General features: G+C 52.6%; 20 protein-coding genes. 16 read left to right on the forward strand and 4 right to left on the reverse strand.

The window, feature by feature from the left end:
• Genes BLQ82_RS00745 through BLQ82_RS00755 form a run of 3 tightly spaced genes read left to right on the forward strand, consistent with a single transcriptional unit; the run spans window position 1 to window position 2,960 of the window.
• Window positions 1–786: a lantibiotic immunity ABC transporter MutG family permease subunit gene (locus tag BLQ82_RS00745; RefSeq protein ID WP_062526452.1), complete on the forward strand. Its 786-nt coding sequence runs from the start codon at window positions 1–3 to the stop codon at window positions 784–786.
• 20 nt (window positions 787–806) lie between these two features.
• Complete coding sequence (locus BLQ82_RS00750; RefSeq protein WP_062526454.1) at window positions 807–1,493, forward strand: response regulator transcription factor; 687 nt, start codon at window positions 807–809, stop codon at window positions 1,491–1,493.
• 15 nt (window positions 1,494–1,508) lie between these two features.
• Window positions 1,509–2,960 (forward strand): sensor histidine kinase, encoded by a 1,452-nt coding sequence (locus BLQ82_RS00755; RefSeq protein ID WP_062526455.1) that lies wholly within the window; start codon window positions 1,509–1,511, stop codon window positions 2,958–2,960.
• Between the two features lie 132 nt (window positions 2,961–3,092).
• On the opposite strand, the gene BLQ82_RS32930 is transcribed toward BLQ82_RS00755, so the two are convergent.
• Complete coding sequence (locus BLQ82_RS32930) at window positions 3,093–3,548, reverse strand: MarR family winged helix-turn-helix transcriptional regulator (protein ID WP_062526457.1); 456 nt, start codon at window positions 3,546–3,548, stop codon at window positions 3,093–3,095.
• 173 nt (window positions 3,549–3,721) lie between these two features.
• Here BLQ82_RS32930 and BLQ82_RS00765 point away from each other — a divergent pair, with 173 nt between their 5' ends.
• Window positions 3,722–4,687: a quinone oxidoreductase family protein gene (locus tag BLQ82_RS00765; protein ID WP_062526460.1), complete on the forward strand. Its 966-nt coding sequence runs from the start codon at window positions 3,722–3,724 to the stop codon at window positions 4,685–4,687.
• A gap of 204 nt (window positions 4,688–4,891) precedes the next feature.
• Here the strand turns inward: BLQ82_RS00765 and BLQ82_RS00770 are convergent, their stop codons facing one another.
• A complete protein-coding gene (locus tag BLQ82_RS00770; protein WP_062526462.1) occupies window positions 4,892–5,872 on the reverse strand; it encodes a zinc dependent phospholipase C family protein in 981 nt (326 codons plus the stop codon).
• Window positions 5,873–6,130: 258 nt separating this feature from the next.
• On the opposite strand from BLQ82_RS00770, the gene BLQ82_RS00775 reads away from it, so the two are divergent.
• On the forward strand, window positions 6,131–6,547 hold the full coding sequence (locus BLQ82_RS00775; RefSeq protein WP_025707813.1) for a VOC family protein: 417 nt from the start codon (window positions 6,131–6,133) through the stop codon (window positions 6,545–6,547).
• A gap of 223 nt (window positions 6,548–6,770) precedes the next feature.
• Window positions 6,771–9,011, forward strand: coding sequence for an AraC family transcriptional regulator (locus tag BLQ82_RS00780; RefSeq protein WP_062526464.1), 2,241 nt, complete (start codon window positions 6,771–6,773; stop codon window positions 9,009–9,011).
• Between the two features lie 108 nt (window positions 9,012–9,119).
• Here BLQ82_RS00780 and BLQ82_RS00785 read toward each other — a convergent pair whose 3' ends face one another.
• Window positions 9,120–10,004 carry a carbohydrate ABC transporter permease gene (locus BLQ82_RS00785; RefSeq protein ID WP_062526466.1) on the reverse strand — a complete coding sequence of 295 codons (885 nt, stop codon included), beginning with the start codon at window positions 10,002–10,004 and terminating at the stop codon, window positions 9,120–9,122.
• A 300-nt stretch (window positions 10,005–10,304) separates the two neighbouring features.
• Between BLQ82_RS00785 and BLQ82_RS00790 the strand changes: the two genes are divergently transcribed.
• The 6 genes from BLQ82_RS00790 to BLQ82_RS00815 all read left to right on the forward strand — a co-directional run bounded on the left by BLQ82_RS00790 (window position 10,305) and on the right by BLQ82_RS00815 (window position 18,658).
• On the forward strand, window positions 10,305–11,246 hold the full coding sequence (locus tag BLQ82_RS00790; RefSeq protein ID WP_062526873.1) for an ABC transporter permease: 942 nt from the start codon (window positions 10,305–10,307) through the stop codon (window positions 11,244–11,246).
• A gap of 88 nt (window positions 11,247–11,334) precedes the next feature.
• Complete coding sequence (locus tag BLQ82_RS00795; RefSeq protein WP_062526468.1) at window positions 11,335–12,876, forward strand: extracellular solute-binding protein; 1,542 nt, start codon at window positions 11,335–11,337, stop codon at window positions 12,874–12,876.
• 302 nt (window positions 12,877–13,178) lie between these two features.
• Entirely contained in the window at window positions 13,179–14,468 is a 1,290-nt protein-coding gene (locus BLQ82_RS00800; protein WP_062526470.1) for an MFS transporter, read from the forward strand.
• A gap of 147 nt (window positions 14,469–14,615) precedes the next feature.
• Window positions 14,616–15,788 carry an aminotransferase-like domain-containing protein gene (locus BLQ82_RS00805; protein WP_062526472.1) on the forward strand — a complete coding sequence of 391 codons (1,173 nt, stop codon included), beginning with the start codon at window positions 14,616–14,618 and terminating at the stop codon, window positions 15,786–15,788.
• A gap of 168 nt (window positions 15,789–15,956) precedes the next feature.
• Window positions 15,957–16,688: a helix-turn-helix transcriptional regulator gene (locus tag BLQ82_RS00810; RefSeq protein WP_062526875.1), complete on the forward strand. Its 732-nt coding sequence runs from the start codon at window positions 15,957–15,959 to the stop codon at window positions 16,686–16,688.
• Between the two features lie 155 nt (window positions 16,689–16,843).
• The gene (locus tag BLQ82_RS00815) at window positions 16,844–18,658 is read left to right on the forward strand and encodes a methyl-accepting chemotaxis protein (RefSeq protein WP_163704380.1); all 1,815 of its coding nucleotides are present in this window, start codon (window positions 16,844–16,846) and stop codon (window positions 18,656–18,658) included.
• Window positions 18,659–18,856: 198 nt separating this feature from the next.
• On the opposite strand, the gene BLQ82_RS00820 is transcribed toward BLQ82_RS00815, so the two are convergent.
• Window positions 18,857–19,624, reverse strand: coding sequence for an RNA polymerase sigma factor (locus BLQ82_RS00820; protein WP_062526475.1), 768 nt, complete (start codon window positions 19,622–19,624; stop codon window positions 18,857–18,859).
• A 180-nt stretch (window positions 19,625–19,804) separates the two neighbouring features.
• Here BLQ82_RS00820 and clpP point away from each other — a divergent pair, with 180 nt between their 5' ends.
• The 4 genes from clpP to BLQ82_RS00840 all read left to right on the forward strand — a co-directional run bounded on the left by clpP (window position 19,805) and on the right by BLQ82_RS00840 (window position 23,318).
• A complete protein-coding gene (gene clpP / locus BLQ82_RS00825; protein WP_020433613.1) occupies window positions 19,805–20,386 on the forward strand; it encodes an ATP-dependent Clp endopeptidase proteolytic subunit ClpP in 582 nt (193 codons plus the stop codon).
• 15 nt (window positions 20,387–20,401) lie between these two features.
• Window positions 20,402–20,608 (forward strand): hypothetical protein, encoded by a 207-nt coding sequence (locus BLQ82_RS00830; protein WP_062526476.1) that lies wholly within the window; start codon window positions 20,402–20,404, stop codon window positions 20,606–20,608.
• 124 nt (window positions 20,609–20,732) lie between these two features.
• The gene (locus tag BLQ82_RS00835) at window positions 20,733–21,137 is read left to right on the forward strand and encodes a hypothetical protein (protein ID WP_062526477.1); all 405 of its coding nucleotides are present in this window, start codon (window positions 20,733–20,735) and stop codon (window positions 21,135–21,137) included.
• Window positions 21,138–21,674: 537 nt separating this feature from the next.
• Window positions 21,675–23,318: a helix-turn-helix domain-containing protein gene (locus BLQ82_RS00840; protein ID WP_062526478.1), complete on the forward strand. Its 1,644-nt coding sequence runs from the start codon at window positions 21,675–21,677 to the stop codon at window positions 23,316–23,318.
• The last annotated feature ends 13 nt before the right edge of the window (window positions 23,319–23,331 follow it).

Below are 23,331 nucleotides of genomic sequence, written 5' to 3' on the forward strand. Positions count from 1 at the left end.
ATGCTGCTGCGGTTATTATCTTCGGACTGGCTCAAAACGAAGCGGACACCGGTCCGCTGGCTGACGGGTGCCGCAATTCTCGGCTATCCTGCGCTGCTGCTGTGGTATTTCGCCCGCCCTGCGCGTACGGCGGAGCTGCCCTATGAGATTCATCAGGCCTTTTTTCAATCGGCCAGCATTATTCTGCCTGTCGGCATAGGTTTGCTGGCCGGGCTGCTCGCGGCCCAGGAAGAGAATGCCGGGCATTTCAATGGTCTGCTGGGGCAGAGTGCCCCCAGACCGCTGATCTATCTAAGCAAGCTGCTGCAGCTGGTTATGCTGGTGACGTTATTCCTGTTCGGCTCTATGCTGGTGTTGTTATCCGGAATGCGTTATGTGCTGCATATCGGGCAGCCTGGCATCGGGATATTTATGCTCAGCGGTTTGCTTGCACTGGCGGGCAGCCTGGCCCTGTGTGTGCTGCATTTGTTCCTGTCACTCGCCTTTGGGCTTGGTGCTTCCGTTGGAGCAGGAGGGGCCGGATTGCTGATTTCCGCCATCGTGGGCACCACTTCCATAGGGGATGCCATCTGGCCGTTTGTGCCATGGTCCTGGCCCGCGCGGCTGGCCGGGCTTCCCGCCCTGGCTATGCCCGGGCTCCCTCTGCCGGAGGGTTTCGCATTATCCGGGTTTCTGCGGGATGAACTGATCCGCGGCCTCGTTCCGGCATGTATAGTATTTTTGCTTGCTGCTGTTTGTAGTATACTATGGTTTCGCAGATGGGAAGGCCGCAAGAGCTACGAGTAACAAATGACAGGAGGGATAAGGTGGGCAGAATTCTGATCATTGACGATGAGGTGGCCTTGGTTCTGCTGCTCACCGATGAGCTGCAGGCCAAGGGGCATGAGGTGCTGGCCGCTTATGACGGCAACGAAGGGGTCAGGCTGGCGGACAGCGAGCCTGATCTGGTGATCCTCGACATTATGATGCCGGGGATGAACGGCTTTGAGGTCTGCCGCAGCATCCGCGACCGGGTAAGCTGCCCGATTATTTTCCTGAGCGCCAGGCAGTCGGAAGCGGACCGGGTCCGGGGGCTGACACTGGGCGGCGACGATTATGTGATTAAGCCGTTTGGCCTCCGGGAGCTGATGGCCCGGATTGAGGCCAATCTCCGGCGGGAGGAGCGGTCGCGGCAGAAACCCCAGCAGCAGAGCCGGCTGCGGTTCGGCAAGCTGGAGCTAAGCCTTAAGGAACGGCTGGTCAGTGTGGCAGGAGAGCCGATTGCGCTAACCCGGCGGGAATATGAGATCACCGAGCTGCTGGCGCTGCATGGCGGGCAGGTTTTTTCGCGCGAGCATATTTATGAGAAGGTGTGGGGTTATGATGCCGAAGGGGATGCCTCCACCGTGGTGGAGCATGTCAAGAAAATCCGCGCCAAGCTGGCTGCTGCCGATCCATCCGGGGATTATATCTCTACAGTGTGGGGAATCGGCTATAAATGGACAAATCCGTAAGCAAGGAGCTGCTGTATGAACAAAAGACCGCTTAAAACCCAGTTTCAGCTGGCCTTCACCTATATTATCCTGGCCAGTGTAGTGGCGACGGTGATTACCTATGCATTTGCCGTGCTGCTCTTTATGCGGGTGGAGAACAAGCTGGTCTATCCCGCCAATCATTATGAGAAACGCCTGCCTGCCATCGAAAGCTACATTCTGCAGCAGCAGACGGCACTGCTTGCCTCTTCTGCCAGAACGGCGCTGGAAGCGGCGATACCGGGTGAGGGCATCACCTACCAGGTGGTGGACAGGAATGCAGATAAACTATATGGCACACTGGACACCGTACATATACAAGGACGAACGGAGCTGTACAAGCTGCTGAATACGACCTCCAGTGTTCAGGGAAATTATGTGCGCACGGTGCCGATCATCGATGGGGACGGTGCAGTAAAAGGAGCGGTGCTGCTGTCCTATGCCCTGAAGCCTACCTATGTGAATAAATCCGGCAACTGGTGGCTGACGGTGATTTTTATTGGCGCACTGGTGTCACCCTTCCTGTATATCATCCTGTTCGCCCTGCTCTTCTCGCGGGTGGTGTCGAACAACATCAACAAGCCGCTGCGCCTGCTGATGGAGGCTGCCCGTAAGATTAAAGAGAAGGATCTTGACTTCGAAATCGGCTACCATTCGGACAATGAGCTGGGCCAGCTGAGCAGCGCTTTTGACGAAATGAAGACAGAGCTGGAGAGCTCGCTCTCGGCACAATGGCGGATGGAGCAGGAACGGGTAGAAATGGTCGAAGCGCTGGCGCATGATCTGAAGGCTCCGCTCTCCATTATCCGCAGCTACACCGAAGCGCTGATGGATTCGGGAGCGACGGACGATGAAAGGCTGAGACGCTATCTTGGCGTAATTCACGAGAATGCTAGTAAAAGCAGCGAGCTGGTACGGCAGATGCAGTACACTTCGGATATGGAGCGGACGGATACTGTACTGCATGCGGAGACTTTTGAACTGGCGCCGTTTCTGGAACGTAAAATCAAGGCTTACGGGCTGGAGGCGGGCCAAAAAGGGATTGACATCCTTCTGCGGATGGAAGACGCGGCGGGGCTCTGCCTTTACACCGATGCTGAGCTGCTGGAGCGTATTCTCGACAATGTGGTAATGAACAGCCTGGAATATACACCAAGCGGGGGTTCGATTTCGGTGTCCGTTACCCTGCGCGGCAGCCGTGTCTTGTATGAAATCTGTGATACCGGCCCCGGCTTCAGCCGCAGGGACCTGGAGAAGGCTGTTCAAAAATTCTACCGGGGAGATGACGCCAGAGCGAGCAGGGACGGTCATTCCGGGCTTGGCCTGTACATTGCAAAGCAGCTGGCTGCCAAGCTGGGCGGTTCAATCCACCTGAGCAACACACCGGAGGGCGGAGCCTGTGTGGTGGTGGAGCATGACCGCGGCAGGCAGATGAATGAAAACGCATGAGTAAAAAAGGCTATTGCCCCTTCTGCCGAAACGGCGCAAGGGGCAATTTGTTGTGTACCTGTACTCGAATTAAATCCGAATTGTACTATGAACCGTATGGGACGGCAACATCTACATAGAAGCATCTGCGGTTCATCGATTAGCCCCCGCTGCAGCGGCCAGTATTTTGCCGGCAAGCACAATGGTCTGGGTACGCTCCGATTCCGTAAGCCCTACAGTCATAGCCGTAATCTGATGCTCAATCTGCTCACCGACTTCATGAATAATCTGCCAGCCTACTGCAGTTGCCCTCACATTGAACCCACGCCGGTCGCTACTGGAAACCGTACGTTCAACTAATCCGCGCCGTTCGGCGCGGTCGACAAGTCCGGTAATGCTGGATTTATCCAGGCCAAGATGCCGGGCCAGCTGCTGCATGCTCGGCTCCCGGTCGCGCAGGATGCCAAGCAGCCGGATTTGAATGACCGACAGATCATGTTCAGCCCCTATTTTAGCCAGAATGTTCTGGATAAGAAATGAAACCTGTACGAGGGCGTCCACGATCGACAGGTCATCCAGATTATTAAAAGAATCATCGTAACTGGTCATATTTTTCACTCCGCACTCTGTTATATTTCGGACAATCGGCGCTGCCGTTCATTGCGCCCAGCACCTGATTTTCATATTGTAACACAATAACTGTTGACTTTGTACGTGGGACAAACTATATTGTTTGTATCACAAACTAATTTCGTCCATAAGGACAACTGGAGGTCAATATTATGTATGCTGCTGTTGTACGATCATTTGATTCAGGTCCCAAATACGAGTTCTTCGACACGCCCGAACCCTCCGCCAATCATGAGGTTCTGATTGACGTGCTTGCTTCCGGTTTACATCCGCGAGTCCGTTCTCAGGCTGATGGATCCCACTATACCAGTACGGATGAACTGCCGCTGATCCCCGGTATTGATGGGGTCGGACGTCTGCCGGATGGCCGGCTGGTCTATTTCGTGGCAACAGATTCGGCTCTGGGCGCTTTTGCCGACAAAGCAGTAATTGATCTGCGGCGCAGCGTACCCTTGCCGGCTCATGCCGATCCAGTGCTCATTGCTGCCGCAATGAATCCGGCGATGTCCTCCTGGGTGACACTCCGCCGCCGGGTTCAGGTTCAGCCCGGATTCAAGGTTCTGATTATGGGGGCTACAGGCAATTCCGGACAGATGGCAGTCCAGATTGCCAAGCTTCTCGGCGCAAGCCAGGTCATCGCTGCCGGACGTGACCAGGAACGCCTCCATTCACTTACGGCAATCGGTGCTGATGTAACCGTGTGTCTGGCTGGTGATCCAGAGGCAGTAGCCCGGCGCCTTGGCGAGGCCGCAGCCGAGGTTGACATTGTTATAGATTATCTGTGGGGCAAGCCTGCCGGGTTGGCCATGCTCCCGATTCTCACCCGGAGATCAGACCGCAGCCGGCTCTTGACCTGGATTCAAATCGGTTCTGTTGCAGGAGCGGATGCCGTTATACCTTCCGCAGCACTCCGTTCTGCCAACTTCCAGATCATCGGCAGTGGCCAGGGGTCTGTCACACCAGCCGGATATATGGCCGAATTTCCGGCATTAATAGATGCTATTGCTGACGGCAAACTAACAACGAACCCTGTAGTTTTTCCGCTGTCCAGTGTAGAGGACGTCTGGAATGCCCCTGCTGACAGCCAGCAGCGGATTGTATTCGTCCCGTCGGTGTAGAACTCCTATTCATCTGAGCGTATCCTTGTCCGGTTAACGTTCATCGGAACAGGAGGCTTAAGAGCATTGGCTATTTACTTGGTAGGGCACGGGGCGGATGATGAAGGATATCGCGGCGGCTGGAGCCAGAAAAAACAGACCTCCATGCGGAGATCTGTCCAGTGGATGTCCTATATGGACGGTTTACGCCGAACACATACGCCTTCACGAGATAATGCCTGCCTCCCAAATCGGCTCGGCATACAGATTCTTAAGCTTGCTGCTGCACTCTTTGCCTGTATCGTAGGAACGGTCGCCCAGCACCTGCTTGAAATGCTCCAGCGCGCGGGCGGCTTCTGCCGGCACCGTGCTGTTCAGCCAAGACGCCAGAGCGCGCAGCACCGTCCGTCCCTCCGCAAGTGCCTCCTCCCACAGGTCCCAGACACTTTCCGTCCGCACCTCGGAGTAGAGCGCCGAATGCCGCCACTCGCCGTGTTTTTCGTTCAGGTAATCGAGCTTCTCTTCCGCAGGGGACAGCTGCTGTGAAAACAGGCGGCGGGCCTTGCCCCGGAGCAGCGATTTCTTCCACCCCTTGGGGTCGTATAACCATTTATGCGCCAAAATCATGTCGAGGTAGGCCTCATGCCAGATTTCAGACGGAAGACGCCGGGACTCGGGATACCAGTCTGACGCCGTTTCACGAAGAATAGTGTGAATCGGGAAGGGCAGGCGGGAGCCCACGTTGATTTTTTTCCAGGCCGCATGCCGCCAGGTGTCCAGCTGTTTCAGGCGCTTCATGAACAGAGTGTCAAGGACAATCTCAAAACGCTGGTGATTGCGGTGCTTATAGCCCGCTTTCCAATTGATATAGGGATGAAGGTTGCGGTCCAGCAGATGGTGGGTAAGGAAGCCCAGAAAATATTGCTGCGCCTCCCTCAGCTCACCGGAAGGAAGGGCCAAAGCCCGCTGCCAGAAATCAATCAGTACAGGTCCGCAGTTCTCCGTATGCATAAGATCACCGAGGCGGATGGCCCGGGTATCCTTTTTCCAGGGAAGAAAGCTGTGGTACAGCAGGAAATCCGGCCCCTGGCAGCCCAGATGGTACAGCTCAGGACGGTTTTTCCTCTCCGCCAGAAAAGGGAAATCACGGCTGAATTCGTCCGCCAGCTGCTGCCCATACTCCAGATGCATCCAAATGTTCGGCATTCATTTCACCCCTCTTGATCGTAGTTACCCTCAGCATACAGGCTTCATGTTAAAAGAGATTGGATAATGCTCAAGCGGATTGTAATTCTCTTGATGAAGCAGGAAGGAAAGCCGGCGCAACCCGTACCGCTTCACCTATAGGGTACTCCTCACCCTGGTCAATTTCAAGAAGTACAGCAATCGGGAAGAAACTCCTGCTGCCGCTTCATGCTATAATCGAGCGGTAAACACTCAAATAAACGTAGAGGTGATCAGAGAATGGGATTCAAAGCAGGCCAGCTTTTTGTCAATTTGCCGGTAAATGATCTGCAGGCTTCGATTAACTTTTTTACCGCACTTGGTTTCGAATTCAATCTGCAGTATACCGATGAAAACGCCACATGTTTGATCATCAATGACAACACGTTTGCCATGCTGCTGACCAAAGAGTTCTTTAAGACCTTTGTCTCCAAGGAAATCACCGACACCTCCAGCCACACTGAGGTAATTATGGCTTTCTCCGCTTCCAGCAGAGCAGAGGTGGACGAGCTGGTACACAAGGCGCTGGCCGCAGGCGGCACGAAATATAATGACCCGGTCGACCACGGATTCATGTACAGCTGGAGCTTCCAGGATATCGACGGGCATCTGTGGGAAACCATGTACATGGAAGAAGGCACGGCGGAGAACGCATAAGCATAGAGAATATGTTGTCAAAAGATAGCAGGCCTCCTGAGACGGGAGGCCTGCTTTTTTGACGGCTTGCGTAGACTCCGGTATAACTGTGCAAGCTTACATCTTAAGCCGGATGGCGGCGCACATTCGGGAATATAGACAATGCACACGTTAAATATCCTTGAATTTCAAATTATGAAAACGCTATAATTGAAAATGATTACATAATTGAAGGAGTCTCCCTATGAAAAAAGGCAGAATGTTCTACAAGATATTTATCCCCATTCTGGTTCTCGGCATTGGTCTGGTCATCAGCTTTGGCAGTTATATTTACTTAACGACCATCCATTCGGTCATTGACAGGGTCGCGGACAGCAAAAAGAGCCTGATCACCCAGATCAAAAACACGCTGGAGCAAAAAATCAAAACGATTGAATATGCTTTCAATACTTACAGCACCACCAATTCCTTCCGTGAGGTCATCAAAAATCCGATCACAGAGCGGGACTTTGAGGCCTATCGCGATATTAATTCCCAACTTAACTATATTGCCTCCATGGGAATGGACGGCGTTGAATATTCGCTGATCAGTCTGGTGAAGGACTGGCAGATTTCTAATGGCCGACTGTCTTATTTAACGGAGGATGGCAAAAAGAAGCTGTCCGCAAGCTACATCGGCAACCAGAGCAAGTCCCTGTTCTGGATTAAGACGGATACCGGCATCCGTTTCGTCAATACGCTGCCCGTCTTCTCACAGAAGAAGCAGGCCATCGCTCTATCGGATATTTCGCTGCTGTCGCTGCAGCACACCCTGCAGACCGAAGAAAACACACCTGTATACCTGCTGAACCGGCAGGGGGATCTGCTCTATGAATCCGAATCCGCCCCGGGCTTGAGCGGGGCCCAGCTGAGCCGTATTACAGAGACCGCCGGCAGCGTGAGCCAGACGGGAAGTGTCGTGCTGGAGAAGGTGAAGCATCAGGAAGTTACGGCGATCTACGCCAAATCCTCCTATAATAACTGGATCTATGTTACGCTGCTCGACGAGCAGGAAATAGCGGATGCCCTCAAGACCACACGTTTCGGCTTGTTTTTGATGGTCTTGGTCATTACGCTCCTGATTGTGATCGTGGCCTATGTCATCGCTGTTTATTTCAACAAGCCGATCCAGAAAATCCAGCGGCGGCTCTCGGGCAGCACCCAGCCGGTGCTGAAGAATGAGATCGACTGGATTATCAGCTCCATCGACAACATCCTTCTGGAGAAGGAAAGCCTGGAGGATTTGCTGGAATCGGAGCTGCCGCAGCTGGAAACCCAATTCATTCTCAATCTGTTCCACAGCCGGATTACGGCGGAGGAGCTGGATCATAATATGTCCCGTTTCGGGTATTCCCTTGCCCAAGGGACGGTGTATGCAACGATGCTGATTCAGCTCGATAATTACGGGGAACGGCAGGCCAGCGACAAGGATCTGCTGCTCGTTGCCGTGAACAGGCTGGTGGAAGAGCTGATTCCGGATTCACGGCGGATGATCCCGATTCTGTTGAATGACCGGACGCAGGCCACGATTCTGATCTTTGAGGATGGCAGCGGGCCCGGAAGCCGCAAGCAGGTGCTGGAGGATGCGAAGCGGATTGTCACCACAGTCAGGGATATCCTGAAGCTGTCGGTCAGCGTTGGGATCAGCGATTTCTACGCTGATCTTACCTTCAGCAAAGAGGCCTGTGAGATGAGTAAGCAGGCGCTGCATCACCGGCTGAATCTGGGCAAGGAATCCATTATTTTTTATGAAGATATTTCCAGGGTAATCTCGGGTCCGGTGCTGCTGCATTATCCGGCGGAGCTGGAGTCACAGCTGTTCGATGCTATCCGGCTTGGAGATGAAGAGAAGGTGTCGCGTGCGCTCTATCCGCTGCTAGGCGAAATCATGAAGCACAGCAAGAACCCGCTTAATTTCGAGGTAATGCTGATCCGCTTCGTGAACAATCTGATCCAACTGGAGCAGCTGATCGGCGTGGAGGTATTGTTGACTGAGGATAATTATGCGCTGTATCACCGCCTGCTGGATATCCGCAACCCGGAGGAAATTGAGCGAATCCTTGTGAAGGAAGTCATTCAGCCGATGGTTGCCGCTATGAAGGAGAAGACCACCCGCCAGTTCCGCGGCCTGTCCGACCAGATTGCGAACATCGTACGCACTGAATATGATCAGGATCTGTCACTGGAGCTGATCGGTGAGCGCCTGCATTACAGCCCGAACTACTTAAGCAGTATCTTCAAGAAGGAGTTCGGCATGACCTTCAGTGAATATGTAATGGGCTATCGGCTGCAAATGGCGAAAAAATGGCTGGTGGAGACCGAGATGACGATCAAGGAAATTGCAGAGCGGCTTCAGTACCATAACCCGCAGAATTTCATCCGCTCCTTCCGCAAGAAGGAGCATGTCACACCGGGTGCTTACCGGGCCTTGAGGCAGGACAAGTGAAGCAGGATTAGCGGCACCAATCATAAGATTAAAAAAACAGCCAGCTGCCATTTACGGAAGCTGGCTGTTTTGGTGCCGCTGCTGCTGAAGAATGCGGTTGCTGGTTGTTCAGCCCTTGACTGCCCCCAGGAGGGCTCCTTTGGTGAAATGCTTTTGCACAAACGGATAAGCGATCAGCATCGGGACAGTAGCGACGACAATAACGGCCATCTTGATCGTCTGGGCCGGCGGGATGACATCGACCGATGTGCCTTCGGCCTGCATCCCGCTGGAGACGATGACGATCTGGCGCAGCAGCACTTGGATCGGCCATTTCGTGGAATCCGTGATGTACAGGATAGCGGTCATATAAGTGTTCCAGTAAGCGACGCCGTAGAACAGGGACAAAGTAGCGATGGAAGGCAGTGCCAGCGGCAGCATGATTTTGAGGAAGACGCCAAAGTCATTGGACCCGTCAATTTTGGCCGATTCCTCCAAACCCTCTGGAAGGGCCTGAAAGAAATTGCGCATGATGATCAGGTTGAAGGCGTTGATGGCGACCGGAAAGACCAGCGACCAGTAGGAGTCGATCAGCCCAAAGGCTTTGACCACCAGAAATGTAGGGATCATTCCCCCGCTGAACAGCATGGAGAACACGACAATAAAATTGATGATATCGCGGCCTGCCAGATATTTTCGGGACAGTCCGTAGGCCATCAGGGCGGTCAGGATCATGCTTACCGCAGTACCGGCAAGGGTGACGCCGATGGATATGCCGAGGCCCCTAAAGATGGTGGGTGTAGACAGGATATAACGGTAGGCATCCAGGGAGAAGGTGGTCGGGAACAGAATGAATTTTTTCTCCACAACTTCCTGGGTAGAGGCAAAGGAGCTGGCAAACACGTTGACAAAAGGTAAAAGACAGATGAGGGCAATGAGTGCCAGCAGGGTGGTGTTGACTATGGTGAACAGCTTGCTGCCCATAGTTTCTTTTTTTAATGAAGATTGTGCCATGCGGTTATCCTCCTTGTTATCGTATCAATGACACTGTATCAGGGGGTCTTCATTCCGTATATAATCATTAGCTTTGGCTTTGTCCGGGGCCGAAGAAGCAGGCGGAATCCGGCATAATCCTTATGTGCGATCGGTATCCCTGCATGGGGTGGGCTTTAGGAAAACCGCATAACGGCGCGGCTCCGTGGCTTAGAGTAACTGATGATTATTTACGTAACAGGCAAAGGACCGTAATCTGGGAAGCGTTACAGAAATGCGATCAAGGAGGACGGTAGGGTGGAAGAAGCAAATGTCACCACGATGAAGATGAAAGTGACACCGGAAAGGAAGAAGCGGACGGGACGCAGCCTGCTGGGTCTAAAAAGAAACAAGTTGCTGTATTTAATGATACTTCCGGGATTTTTGTATTTTGTAATTTTTAAGTACCTGCCTATGGGCGGGCTGATCATCGCTTTTCAGGATTACCAGCCTTTCCTCGGGATCACGGGCAGTCCCTGGGTCGGACTCAAGCATTTTATTAGGCTGTTTACAGAGCCCACCTTTTTTATGCTGCTGAAGAATACGCTGATTCTGTTTGCGCTGAATATCGTGATTTTTTTTCCGCTGCCGATTATTCTGGCGCTGATGCTTAATGAGGTCAGGCACAAGATGTTCAAAAATGTGGTCCAGACGATCATCTATATTCCCCACTTTCTCTCATGGGTCATCATTGTTTCCATTACTTATGTATTCATGAATGTGGACGGCGGGGTATTGAATGAGATCATTGCCGCCATGGGCGGACACAAAATCAGCTTCCTGACCTCTCCCGAATGGCTGCGCACCGTGTATATCGGCCAGATTATCTGGAAAGAGCTGGGCTGGTCCACGATTATTTATCTTGCGGCTATTACCGTCGTAGATACACAGCTGTACGAGGCTGCAGAAATGGACGGCGCGGCACGGCTGCGCAAAACCTGGCATGTTACCCTGCCGGCGATCCGTCCGGTTATCATTACTCTGCTGATTCTGAAAATCGGACATACCCTGGATCTGGGCTTCGAGCATATGTATCTGCTGATCAACTCCCTGAACCGGGAGGTCGGGGAAATCTTCGATACCTATATCTATACAGCCGGGCTCAAGAACGGCCAGCTCAGCTTCAGTACGACGGTTGGTTTGTTCAAAGGGGTTGTGGGTCTGATCCTCGTTATGCTGTCGAACAAACTGGCGAAGAAAATCGGGGAAGACGGAGTCTATTAAGCAGAGCCGCACTTGTGAATTCGTACCCACGCCAATGGCGGGGTAGAAGATATAGCAATGCCAATTCGCAATCAAAGGGGTAATGTTCATGAATCGCAATTACAAAAAACTGGCTGCTCTAATGCTGTGCAGCGGGCTGCTGCTTACGGCTTGCGGCGGAAACGCCAACAACAACAGCAAGGCCGGGTCAGAAAATGCGGCAGCCAGCGCTGGAGCAAACGGAGGAACGCAGGCCAAAACGAAGATTTCCTGGCTCAACGTTCTGCATACCGCTTCACCGCCAACCGATACCGTGCTGAACAAAATTGAAGAATTCACCAACGCGGACATCGAGTTTTCCTGGATTCCCGATGCTTCCAAGGAAGAGCGGATCAACACCTCGCTGGCCTCCGATTCCCTTGCAGATATCGTAACCCTGACGATTCTCGACAACTCTTCGGTCCGCAACGCATTGAAATCCGGCATGTTCTGGGAGGTAAGCCCTTATCTCGACGAATTCCCGAACCTGGCAGCGATTTCCCGGGATACCCGCACTTCAGCCTCGATTGAAGGCAAGCTGTACGGTGTGCCGTTCCAGAAGTCCAAGGCCAGAAACGGAGTTATTATCCGCAAGGACTGGCTGGATAAGCTGGGGCTTGCCGTTCCCAAAACAACCGCCGAGCTGAAGGAAGTTGCGAAAGCGTTTACCGAACAGGACCCGGACGGCAACGGCAAAAAGGATACCACCGGATTCATGGACCGCAGCGACCTGGTGTTCGGGGCGTTCAAAACGCTCGGCTCCTATTTCGGAACCCCGAACAACTGGGGGGTGGACGATGCCGGTGTAATGACGCCCGAATTTGCAACGGAGGGCTACATCCAGACGATGGACTATATGAAAGCCTTGTATGACGGCGGCTACATTAACCAGGACTTTGCAGTGACGGCTAAAAACGATCAGCAGCAGAATTTCGCACAGGGAAAAGCCGGCATTTATGTAGGCGCGCTCTTTGACAGTAAAAACCTGCTGAACTTGGCCAAAGGCGTACAGGACGGCATGGAACTGGTGATGGTCAATGATATCACTTCCACCGGCAAACCTGAAGACCGGGCCATCTGGTCATCGAGCAATGGTATCGGCGGCCTGCTGTCCTTCCCGAAATCGGAGGTCAAGGATGAGGCCGAACTGAAGCGGCTCCTGAAATTTGTCAACGACCTGATGAGTGATGAAGTGTACGCTCTGATGACATATGGTATCGAAGGCGTGCATTATACAGCAGATGCGAACCTCGCGGTAACCATCAAGGATACCGATCTGTGGCAGCAGGAGGTACAGCCGTTTGCGGCTTCCCGTCCGAATGAGACCGGCTACAAGATCCATGATGCCGACCCGCTGAAGGTGGAGGCCGAACGGCTGATCCAGGAGAATGCGGAATACGGGGTATTGAACCCGGCCTTTTCGCTTGAATCCGAAACCAATACTGCACAGGGCTCTGAACTGCAGAAGATTATCACTGACGCAACCTATAAATACATTCTCGGCAAAATAGGTCTGGATGAATTCAAAGGCGAAATTGATAAATGGAAGAAATCCGGCGGCAGCAAAATCATATCCGAATACGAGGCTGCCTACAAAGCGGTAAATCCGTAAGTGGCGCGAAATTAATCCATGCCCCTTGGTGCTTCATATCCTGTTGGATTCATAAGAGCAGCGATTCTCCCTTACTTGGAGAGTCGCTGCTCTTTGTTTTTGCCTTTTCTTCACGGGACAGCCTTCGCAGGTGCTGCTTCGGTAATGTCGTGGCAAGTGAATTTCCTTTATAAACAAAAGGAGGGAATTTAAGGGTTTATGCAGAATGTATTAAACTTACATATAAGGGGATTGGGACATTAAAAAGCTAAGTTTGGTTATGGGAATGATAAAATCGCAATGAAAAAGAGAGGAGAGATATTTTGATTAAGCGGTCTTTTTATTATCTGTGGGGGTCTCAGACGATCTCGAATATAGCAGATATTATCTACATTTTGAGTATAACGGTCTTGGTATTCAGCTCAAGCAATTCTCTAATGCAGACCACTTTAATTCCGTTGTTCCGATTGTCCGCCCAAGTGGTTAGCGGGCTGGTTGCACCTATAATTCTCGGCCGGTTCCGGCTCACGCGGATTTTGCTGTTCTCCCAACTTGGGCAGTTTGTCATTTTTACCCTGCTGCTGCTTTACTTGTGGAACGTGCCTGGACAAAGGTCGTTTCTGTTCATTTTTGTGCTGGTGTTTGGCATGTCATTTCTGGATGGCTGGACCAACCCGGCGCGAAATGCGCTTGTTCCCCGCTTGGCCACCGGTGAGGGACTCATGCGCGCGAATGGCTTGATGGCGGTCAGTGATCAAGTAGTTAGATGTGCAGGCTGGGCGCTCAGCGGGATTATTGTAGCCTGGCTCGGTACATTGAATACTCTTGTGATCGCATCCTGCTGCTATTTGGTGGCTGCAACTGTCACCTCATTCATTCGTGATCCGCTGGATCATCAGGAATCAGGCTCTGAAGCTCCAGCATCCGATACCCGTCCGGCAGCAGCCGAATCCAAAGGAGGTTATTGGAAAGAACTTGGGGAGGGGTGGAGGATTATTTGGCATAACCGCCGCATTCGTTCCCTGATGATCGTGGACAGCATAGACACCATTGGGGGAACCTCCTGGCTCGGTGTATTTATTCTGGCGTATGTGACTCAGGTGCTGCATAAGGATGCTAGCTGGTGGGGGTTTATGAATGCCTCCTTTTTTTCCGGTACGATTCTAGGCGGGGTGCTTGTTGTCGGCTTGGTTAAACGGCTGCAAAAGAACAGCTTTTTGTACATGCTTGGAGCATTGTTTGTGTATGTGCTGATTACCGTAGTATTTGCTCTCAATACGATCCCGGCTGCTGCGCTTGTTCTTTTTGCCGTCTCAGGTTTACCGGTGCAAATGGCCGGAATTATTCGCCGTACCTTGCTGCAGACAAGCGCTCCGGCTGCTCAGCTGCCCAAAGTGATGGCGGGAATTGACGTGCTCACGAACCTTGCCTTTGGCTTATCTTTGTTGTTCTTGGGATGGTATGCAGACCGCTTTGGAATGGTACAAGTGTATCTGCTGGCTGCGGCTATGACGACAATTGCTGTCTTAATCGGGTGTTTCTATCGGAGGGAGTTTCAGGAAAGGGAGCAAGCCGGCCATCCAACTGTCACGGACGAAGGAATAAGCAGCTGAGGCATACAGCGAATCTGTCATATGGAAAAAAATCATCAAGAATTTTGTCCTCATTCCGAAGGCTGGAGCGACTTTTAGGTAGGATTGGTATACCAAGTACGTTATACTGAAACCAAAAGTTCATTCATTCTTAGGGGAGGTACATACATGAATTACTCTTTTTCCAACCGTATCGCGGCACTGCAGCCGTCAATTATCCGAGAAATTTTAAAAGCCACATCGGGTCAGGATGTTATCCCGTTTTCTGCGGGCAATCCGGCCCCCGAGACCTTTCCTATTGAAGCTATCCGGTCGTTTACGAGAGACATTCTCGAACAAGACCCGGTAACAGCGCTGCAGTACGGGATAACAGAGGGATATTCCCCCCTCCGTCAAGCGCTGACTTATCATTTAAAATCAGGATTCAATACGGGAAAAGATTCAGACAGCCTGTTCATCGTATCAGGTGCCCAACAGGGAATAGAACTGGCTTGCAAAGTATTCTGCAACGAAGGCGACACGATTATTTGTGAGAGTCCCAGCTTTATTGGTTCGCTTAATTCATTCCGCTCTTCCGGTGCAAGGCTGGTTGGCATCCCAATGGAACCGGATGGGATCAATCTTGACAGGCTGGAGCATGCCCTTAAGACAGAGCCCAATGTAAAGCTGCTGTATTTGATTCCAAGCTTCCAGAATCCGACGGGAATCACAACAAGCCTGGAGAAACGGAAAGCGATTTATACGCTGGCTAAAAAGTATGGTGTTGTCATTCTTGAAGACAATCCTTACGGAGAGCTGCGTTTCAGCGGGGAAGATGTGCCGACGATCAAATCTCTGGATGATGAAGGGCTGGTTATCTATGTGGGGTCGTTCTCCAAAATTTTGTCCGCCGGCCTTCGTGTGGGATTTGTTCTCGCCCCGGATGAAATCATTCAGAAAATGGTAGTTGCCAAGCAAGGGGAAGATGTGCACACGGCAATGCTGCCGCAAATTCTGGCGTACAAGTTCATGAAGGAATACGATTATGCGGGCCATGTCGAGCGGATACGAGAGGTTTACCTCAGAAAATGCACGCTGATGACGGACAGCATGGAGCAATATACGGATGGTTCAATGGCATTTACCCGGCCCGATGGGGGATTGTTTCTATGGTGTGAACTGCCTGCGAGTATAACGATGCTGGATTATTGTAAAATGGCAGCGGCAAAGGGGGTTGCCGTCGTTCCGGGAACAGCGTTCCTTGTTGATCCGAATGAGCCCTGCAACGCAATAAGACTGAATTTCTCTACGCCTTCTGATGAACAAATCGTGAAGGGGATTCAAATTTTGGGCCAGATCTAATGGAATTAGCCGCAGCGGTTTCAATTTTCTGGTTCCAATTAGTTAGAATTTGTGATATTATTTATGCGAACTTACGTTCTTAAGATCAATCCCCGAAGAAGGGTGGACCTTACAGTGACAGAACGGTTTGCAGAGATTGACGGCGTTATCGCCTTTATTCACCAGCATATGTATGATCATCTTCCGCTGGAGCGCCTGGCCCGCTACGCCGGTTACAGTCCTTATCATTTTGCCCGCATGTTCAAAGAACGGACCGGACTTTCACCGCTGTACTATGTTTCCTCCCACCGCCTGCAGCGGGCAAAGGACATGCTGCTGCGCACAGGTCTTACTGTCCGCGATATTTCGCTGGAGATCGGGCAGCAGAGCCTCGGGACCTTCACGTCCCGTTTTGCCGCCAGGGTCGGGATGTCTCCGGCAGAGTTCCGCAATTCAGTCCAGTATGCCGGAGATCAGATGAGCTCGCTGAGGAAGCTGCAGGACTGGCGGTCTTCTTATCCCATCAGCAGGCTGCCTTCTTCCGTACACGGGACGGTTTCCGCTGAGGTTCCTTTTGACGGGGTTATTCTAATTAGCCTCTTCGCCAAACCGATACCCGAGGGACTGCCCCTGTACGGTACTCTACTCTCCTCTCTGGGGCATTTTCACTTCGATTATGTTGCACCCGGGACTTATTACCTGCTTGCCACCTCGATTTCCTGGGGAACGCGGACGCTGGATTTCCTGCTTTCGCATGCCACATTGCGTACCCGATCAAAGGCTCCGATCCATGTCGGGCCGGGTTCTCTGGTGCCGCATCAGCAGGTGACTCTGCATCCCCCAAGACTGGACGACCCGCCAATTCTCATATCACTGCCGCTGCTCATGAACCGTTTCCTGAACCGGATTGCGGTTAGATAGCCGAACGGCCTCCCCTTGTTAACATTTTCGCAACAGATTCTTTACGGTCCGCATACAAAAGTGAACAGAACATTTAATATCCAGCTTCTACAATGAGTGTGTTAGTAAAATATACCTATTGTATTTTGATGCTTGATATTGAAGGGATGATTCGCTTGAAGGGAAACCCGCTGCACTTTTCTATGAAATGGAAGCTGATTTTAAGCTTTTTGGTCATTGCGCTTATTTTTCTGGGCGTGGCTGTGTACCAAGGGAATAAGATCGGCCAAGTGGAGCTTTCTATGAAAAAGCAAAAAACGGAGATGGAGAAGAGGATCACCGTCTCAACGGTTACTCAGCTGCTGCAGGAACTGAACCGTGCTGAAACGGCACTTGCCGAAGCCAATGATCCGGAACTGGCGGCCCCGCTGGAGGACAAGCAGCAGGAGCTTGCCCGGGAAATGGCCAAAATCCATTTTGAGGCCGAAACTTCTGCACTCAAAACCCTGGAGCTGCTGCGGACCCAGATTGGAGAATACAACGGGTTCGTTGATCAACTGGTTCAGACCCTGGGAGACGAGAGTCTCGATCCATTAACGGTACTGGAACGGACAGATGATTTACATACGAAGGCATTGGCACTGAGCCAATCCATGCTGGAGACGAACGGCAAGCTGTATGCGGCAGCGGCGGATAATGCCGAGCGGGCGCAGAATTATTCTTTTCTTTTGCTGGACCACACCGTTTCCGTTGTCATCTATGCGGCAGGGGGAGTATTCCTGTTCATGCTGCTGCTCGGGTGGCTGCTGATTCGCTCTTTTGTGTCACCGGTCGGTAAGCTGCAGGCAGCCTTGCAGGAGATCGCCGAAGGAGATTTGCGGCAGCAGATCAACTCCCCCTATAACGATGAGCTTGGCCGCCTGAGCCACCATTTCGACCATATGGTGCGCCGTGTGCGCGGCATGCTGCAGCAGACCTTAAGCGCGGCCTCTTCACTGGCGGATTATTCGCATTCATTTCAGCAATCCTCGACCATTACCGCCCATACCAATCAGGATATTCTTCGCACCATCCAGGAGATTTCCGCGGGGGCGGAGCAGCAGGCGGTGCAGTCAGAACAGAGTACGGTGCTGCTGCAGGAACTGGAGCGCGGGGTTCAGGAGATTACCGATTATACGGATATGATGCTCTCAACGAGTGAAACGGCCAATCAGAATACACGCAAAGGCGCAGACACGGTCACCGCGCTCCGGGAAATTTCCCGGCATTCCCGGGATTCCATCACGAAGGTGTATGAGGCGCTGGAAACGCTCGTTCAGCAGTCCGGCGATATTTCGCGCATCACTAATTCCATTACGGAAATTTCCAAGCAGACGAATATTCTATCCCTGAACGCCGCCATTGAAGCTGCGCGGGCGGGAGCTTCCGGCAAAGGCTTCGCCGTCATTGCGGACGAGGTCCGGCATTTGTCTGTGCAGACGAATGATTCCTCCAACCACATCAGCCGGATCATCAGCGGGCTGCAGGACAGCATGACGGAATTTCAGAAGTATATGCTGGAGACGAAAAAAAGCCTGGAGGCGCAGGACCACCAGGTGGCAGAGACTCTTGCCTCCTTCGAGGCCATTGACGAATCGATTACCGGGATCAGCCGCCAGATCGGGCAAATTCACCAGAAGGTGGAGCAGACCCGGACCATCAATTCCCGGCTGGCTGAATCTGTGCATTCTGTAGCCGCTGTAGCCGAGCAGACGGCAGCGGGCGTGGAAGAGGTCAACGCTTCCAGCACCCAGCAGGATCAGGCGATCAGTGATATCGCCCGGCAGGCAGTGGAGATCAATGAAATTTCGCAGCAGCTGTTCCGGGAAATTAATGTGTTCCAAATCGCAGAAGAGACCGGAGCGGATGCCCCGGCCGGTCAACTGCTTATGATGGAAGAAACCAGAGCGGAGAATGAGGATACAAGTCCGCTACTCGCGATCGCGGAGTGAAGCATCCAGCTCCGTTCCAGTTCCCCTGCCAGCTCCGGGAACCACTCGCCAGCTTCAGAAACTGAAAGCCCGCCCCGCGGGCTTTTGTTGTATCCACGTGCCAAGATTCTTCGATGCCAAACGGCGGCATCTCTTGGTCCGCGGTTTCGCTTATAACAACTGCCTCCCGGCCAGCCGCCGCTCCGTCATATTTCCGCGTTACGCCGCCATCCGCAGCGCCGTCATTCCGCCAGCCGTCATGCTGGTGCCGGAGCTTCCCCCGCCAAAACCCAGCATCTGCACAGGGCCGCTGCTGACCGCCATCGTCATCTCTGCCGCGGTCTCCTGGCGGAGCAGCTCCAGCATGACGGGTAGCTGGCCTTTTTCATAGGACTCTGCCAGCGCCTGGAGCAGAATCCGGAAGTCCAGGTCCTGCGGCTCCGCAGGGCCTTCATCCTCCGCGAGTTCTTTGCGGACGGGGCCGAGCGCCTGGCGCGCCCGGTGCAGCGCCGCCTTGACGGCGCCTTCGGTGGTTCCAAGAATTGCTGCCGTTTCACCTGCCGGGTAATCAAGCACATCGCGCATCACAAAAACCGTTCTTTGTAGCGGCGATAAATGCCGGATCAGCGCCTGAAAAGCCAGCTCGATCTCAGAGCGTCCGCTCTCCGGTGCTTGACCGGGCTTCTGGCCTTGAACTAGCGCCGCCACAGCTTGCGTGTGTTCCAGCACACGTCCAAGCGAGGTTTTGCGCCGCATGGCATCAATCCAGGTGTTTTTGGCAATCCGCAGCAGCAGTGCTTCGGGATTCGGGTTGTCTGTGAATTTTTGGTAAGCAAGTGTTTTGGTCCAAGTGTCCTGGGCCAAGTCCTCAGCTTCAACGCGGGAGCGGGTCAGCGACAGGCAATACCTGTACAGAGCCTCGCGAAGCGGCAGGAGGCTTTGTTCATCCATTAATACGGCGGTGCTGTATGGTTCAAGGATCGACACTTGCGATCATCTCCTTTTTGTTCATTCTGGGTTTTCTGTTGCTTCTATTATATAAACGATCTGCACAATGTAAAAGATACGCTGTCTTTACAGTTATTTTGCCGGAATCTCTGCCGTATCCTTTGCAGGGCTTCATCCGTTTACAGGGTATCAACCAAAGCTATTCAAGGAGGCATGAACATGAGCGTAATTCCTTATGTCATTGAACAAACAAGCAGGGGTGAGCGTTCCTACGATATTTATTCCCGGCTGCTGAAGGACCGGATTGTGTTCGTAGGTGCGGCCATCGACGACCAACTCGCGAACAGCATTATTGCCCAGCTGCTGTTCCTGGCGGCAGATGAACCGGATAAGGATATCCAGATGTATATTAACAGCCCGGGAGGTTCGACTACCGCAGGCTTCGGTATTTATGATACGATGCAGGTAATCAAACCGCAGGTCAGTACAATTTGCACCGGCTTTGCGGCTTCCTTTGCTTCCCTTCTGCTGCTGGCCGGAGCCACCGGCAAACGGTACGCGCTGCCCAACAGCGAAATTATGATTCATCAGCCCCATGGGGGAGCTCAGGGCCAGGCCAGCGACATTGCTATCAGCGCACGCCGTATCCTGCAGATTAGGGAAAAGGTTGTGCAGATTAGCGCGGAGCGCACTGGACAGCCGGCGGAGAAGGTAGCGAAGGATATGGACCGGGATTATTTCATGTCGGCCCAGGAGGCGCTGGAATACGGGATTATTGACAAGGTCATTACCAAACTGTAGAGGAGCGGATTCTAAATGCTGGAAGCTTTGAAAGGCCAAGAGGTCAGTGTGAATTTTCTGGATGGTTCAAGTGTAAGAGGCGGCGTTCTGGAGGAAATCGATGACCGGTTTGTCAAATATCGTACCGAATATCAGGTGCTATACATCCCCATTACCTCGATCCGCGCTGTGGCTGTGGAGACGAAAGAGCGCGAGCGTCCGCGGGTCGGATTCGGGCAATAGCAAGGAGAGGAAAACCATCCAATATTTAAAATCTTTTATTGATGATGAGATTTGGTATTTCGAAATTGACGGGCAGCAGACTGCTTACCGGCAGATAGTTGCCCGGCAAGGGGGGGCTTGCCGGGTGTCCGGCAGCCCGGATTTTTACTTAACGGACCAGTCCGTTGAGTGGATGGAGGGAGATGTGCCGATCGAATCTGCGGAATTTGAGACGGTTTGGACCAAGGCCATGGCACCCTACCAGGAGGAATGGAACCGGACCAGGCAGAGGTATCCTGAAGGCATGCGAGTGGCTGGTGCTATTATGTTTTTTTCGATCCACGGCATTCATATCGCCTTATCTGACGGAGGTTATGCGGTGACAGCGTATGAGCCGGTCCGTTCCCGTGTGGATCACAGCTATCTGTACCCGCACTATCTTATTGAGGGCACAGTACAAGGAGTGGACGGCGTTAACTGTTGGCTGGTTCTGGGCAATTGCACCATGAGTGGCGGTACAGACGGCAAAGAAACTATTCTGCAATTTTAACCTTTTATCATCCAAGTGATTTTTCAAGGCTATTCCCCGTTGTCCAGGAACGGAAGGAATGGTCTTTTTTTTGTTGCATAGGAAAATATGATTACTTCCGCTTGTGGATCTTCTCATTCCAACTAGCGCTTGCTCACCGGCTTCTTCGCAGGACACTAGTTGGAAAAAGGGAGCTTATTTTTCCGAAAATTCAAAAATTCTGAGATTTAAGTGGAATAAGAAAACTTAATTGGGCCATATTCCCTTGGTAGGAGTGAAAGGAGCTGAATTAGTGTCCCTTTTTCCACTTCATCTGTCGAACACAAGATGCTCTAGCAAATTAGTTAACCTTTTTCCACTTTGAGTTGCCGCAGGAATCATGGGGAGTCGTTCTCCAGGTAACGCTAGACTGAAATCCATAACGGCTGCACCCCGTGGGGACGGCACGGCCGTTTTGTTCGCTGCCTGGGTAAAAAACTTTTTTTCGGCATTGTTATTGAGAATGGTTATCAATATACTTGATATATTATACAAAGCTCAACAGGGGGGAAGTCAGCGATGAAAAAAACGGCAATACCGGCCACAGGCAACAGGCATCTTCGGGGCTGGGACAGGCTCTCCTTCAGGCTTTTGTCGGTTCAGACGGTAAAAGACAACGGGGTAGTGCAGCTTCCGCAGCAATTGGTCTTCTCTTATGCCCTGATCGTGGTGGCTGGCGGTGCAGTGGAACTTATGGTCGATCAACAACAGTTTGAAATGACGGCTGCTTCAGCGGTGTTATGCCTGCCTGGACAGACCTTTGGGACCGCCCGGCCGGCCTGGGGTGTGGAGATGTTTGTTTTTTATTTCGAAGTATTTGAACACGGCGGGACGGAAGACACCGGCATTTCACCCGTGAGAGACTTTCCGCTGTTTCCGCAGAAAAATCTTGTGCTGAATAATATGAAGCAGGTTCTTTCTATTGGAAGTGAGGTATCCCGCAAGGATCAGGCTTGTGGCCGCAATCTAAGCTTCCGCACACAAATCGATTTTCAGGAGCTGCTGTATCAGCTTCAAAATAACAGCGGCCAGCGTTCCAGGGATGTCCATTCTGCGCTGGAGCAGGCCAAGCAGTACATAGAGGCGCATTACACCGAACCGCTGACTGTGGAGCAGCTTGCCCAGACAGCAGAATTTAGCCCTAAATACTTTATAGACCTGTACAAGAAGAAGTATGGCAAAAGCGCATTGGAATACGCCGCAGAACTGAGGCTGCAGCAGGCCAAGCGAATGATGGCCTACAGCGGTGTCCGGCTGCGTGAGATCGCCCATCAGGTAGGGTATGCGGATGAATTCTATTTCAGCCGCAAATTCAAAAAGATGATAGGCGTTCCTCCGGCAGTCTATATGAAGAGCCGCCGCCGCAAGCTGGCAGCCTACACGCCGGCGCTGCTTGGACAGCTGCTGCCGCTGAATATTGTCCCTTATGCGGCGGCGCTGCACCCGAAGTGGACGGAGTACTATTACCGGAATTACCGTGCAGATATTCCGGTGCATATCAGTGCGTACCGCAGTAACCGCGATTGGCAGGCCAATCTGGCGCTGCTGCGGCAAAGCTCTGCCGATCTGATCCTGGCAGCCGGTGAGCTGCATACGGAGGAAAGGGCTGAACTGGAACGCATGGCTCCAGTCTATTATCCGCCTGCAGATATGGAGGATTGGCGCGCACAGCTGCTGCATCTGGCCCGGTATCTGGGCGAGAGCTGGCAGGCGGGACAGTGGCTGGCTGCCTATGACTGGGAGGTGCGCACCGCCAAGGATCAGCTGCAGAGGCGGCTGGGCGGTGATTCGGTGGTTGTAATCCGAATGCTGGGCAGCAGGCTGTATCTGCACTGCAACCATGGAATGGCAGGGATGCTCTACCGTGAGCTGGAGCTGCGCCCTGCTTATGAGAGTGGAACAGTGCTCTACGATGTGCCGGTTACGCCGGCAGAGCTAGCGTATGTGCCGGCAGATCATCTCCTGATGCTGATCCGCCGGGATAGCGACACCCTGGGCGAGTGGAGCAGGCTGCAGAATGATCCGCAGTGGCTGAAGCTGCCCGCCGTGCAAAGGCATCGAGTCCATTTGCTGAATTCAGATCCCTGGCGTGAGAACTCTGCTTATGCCCAGCTGCGGATGCTGCGGCAGACGCTTCAGCTGTTCCCGGTGAATCGTCCATAGTTGTTCGGTATTT

It is taken from the genome of Paenibacillus jilunlii (assembly GCF_900102965.1).
GTDB lineage: Bacteria > Bacillota > Bacilli > Paenibacillales > Paenibacillaceae > Paenibacillus_AQ > Paenibacillus_AQ jilunlii.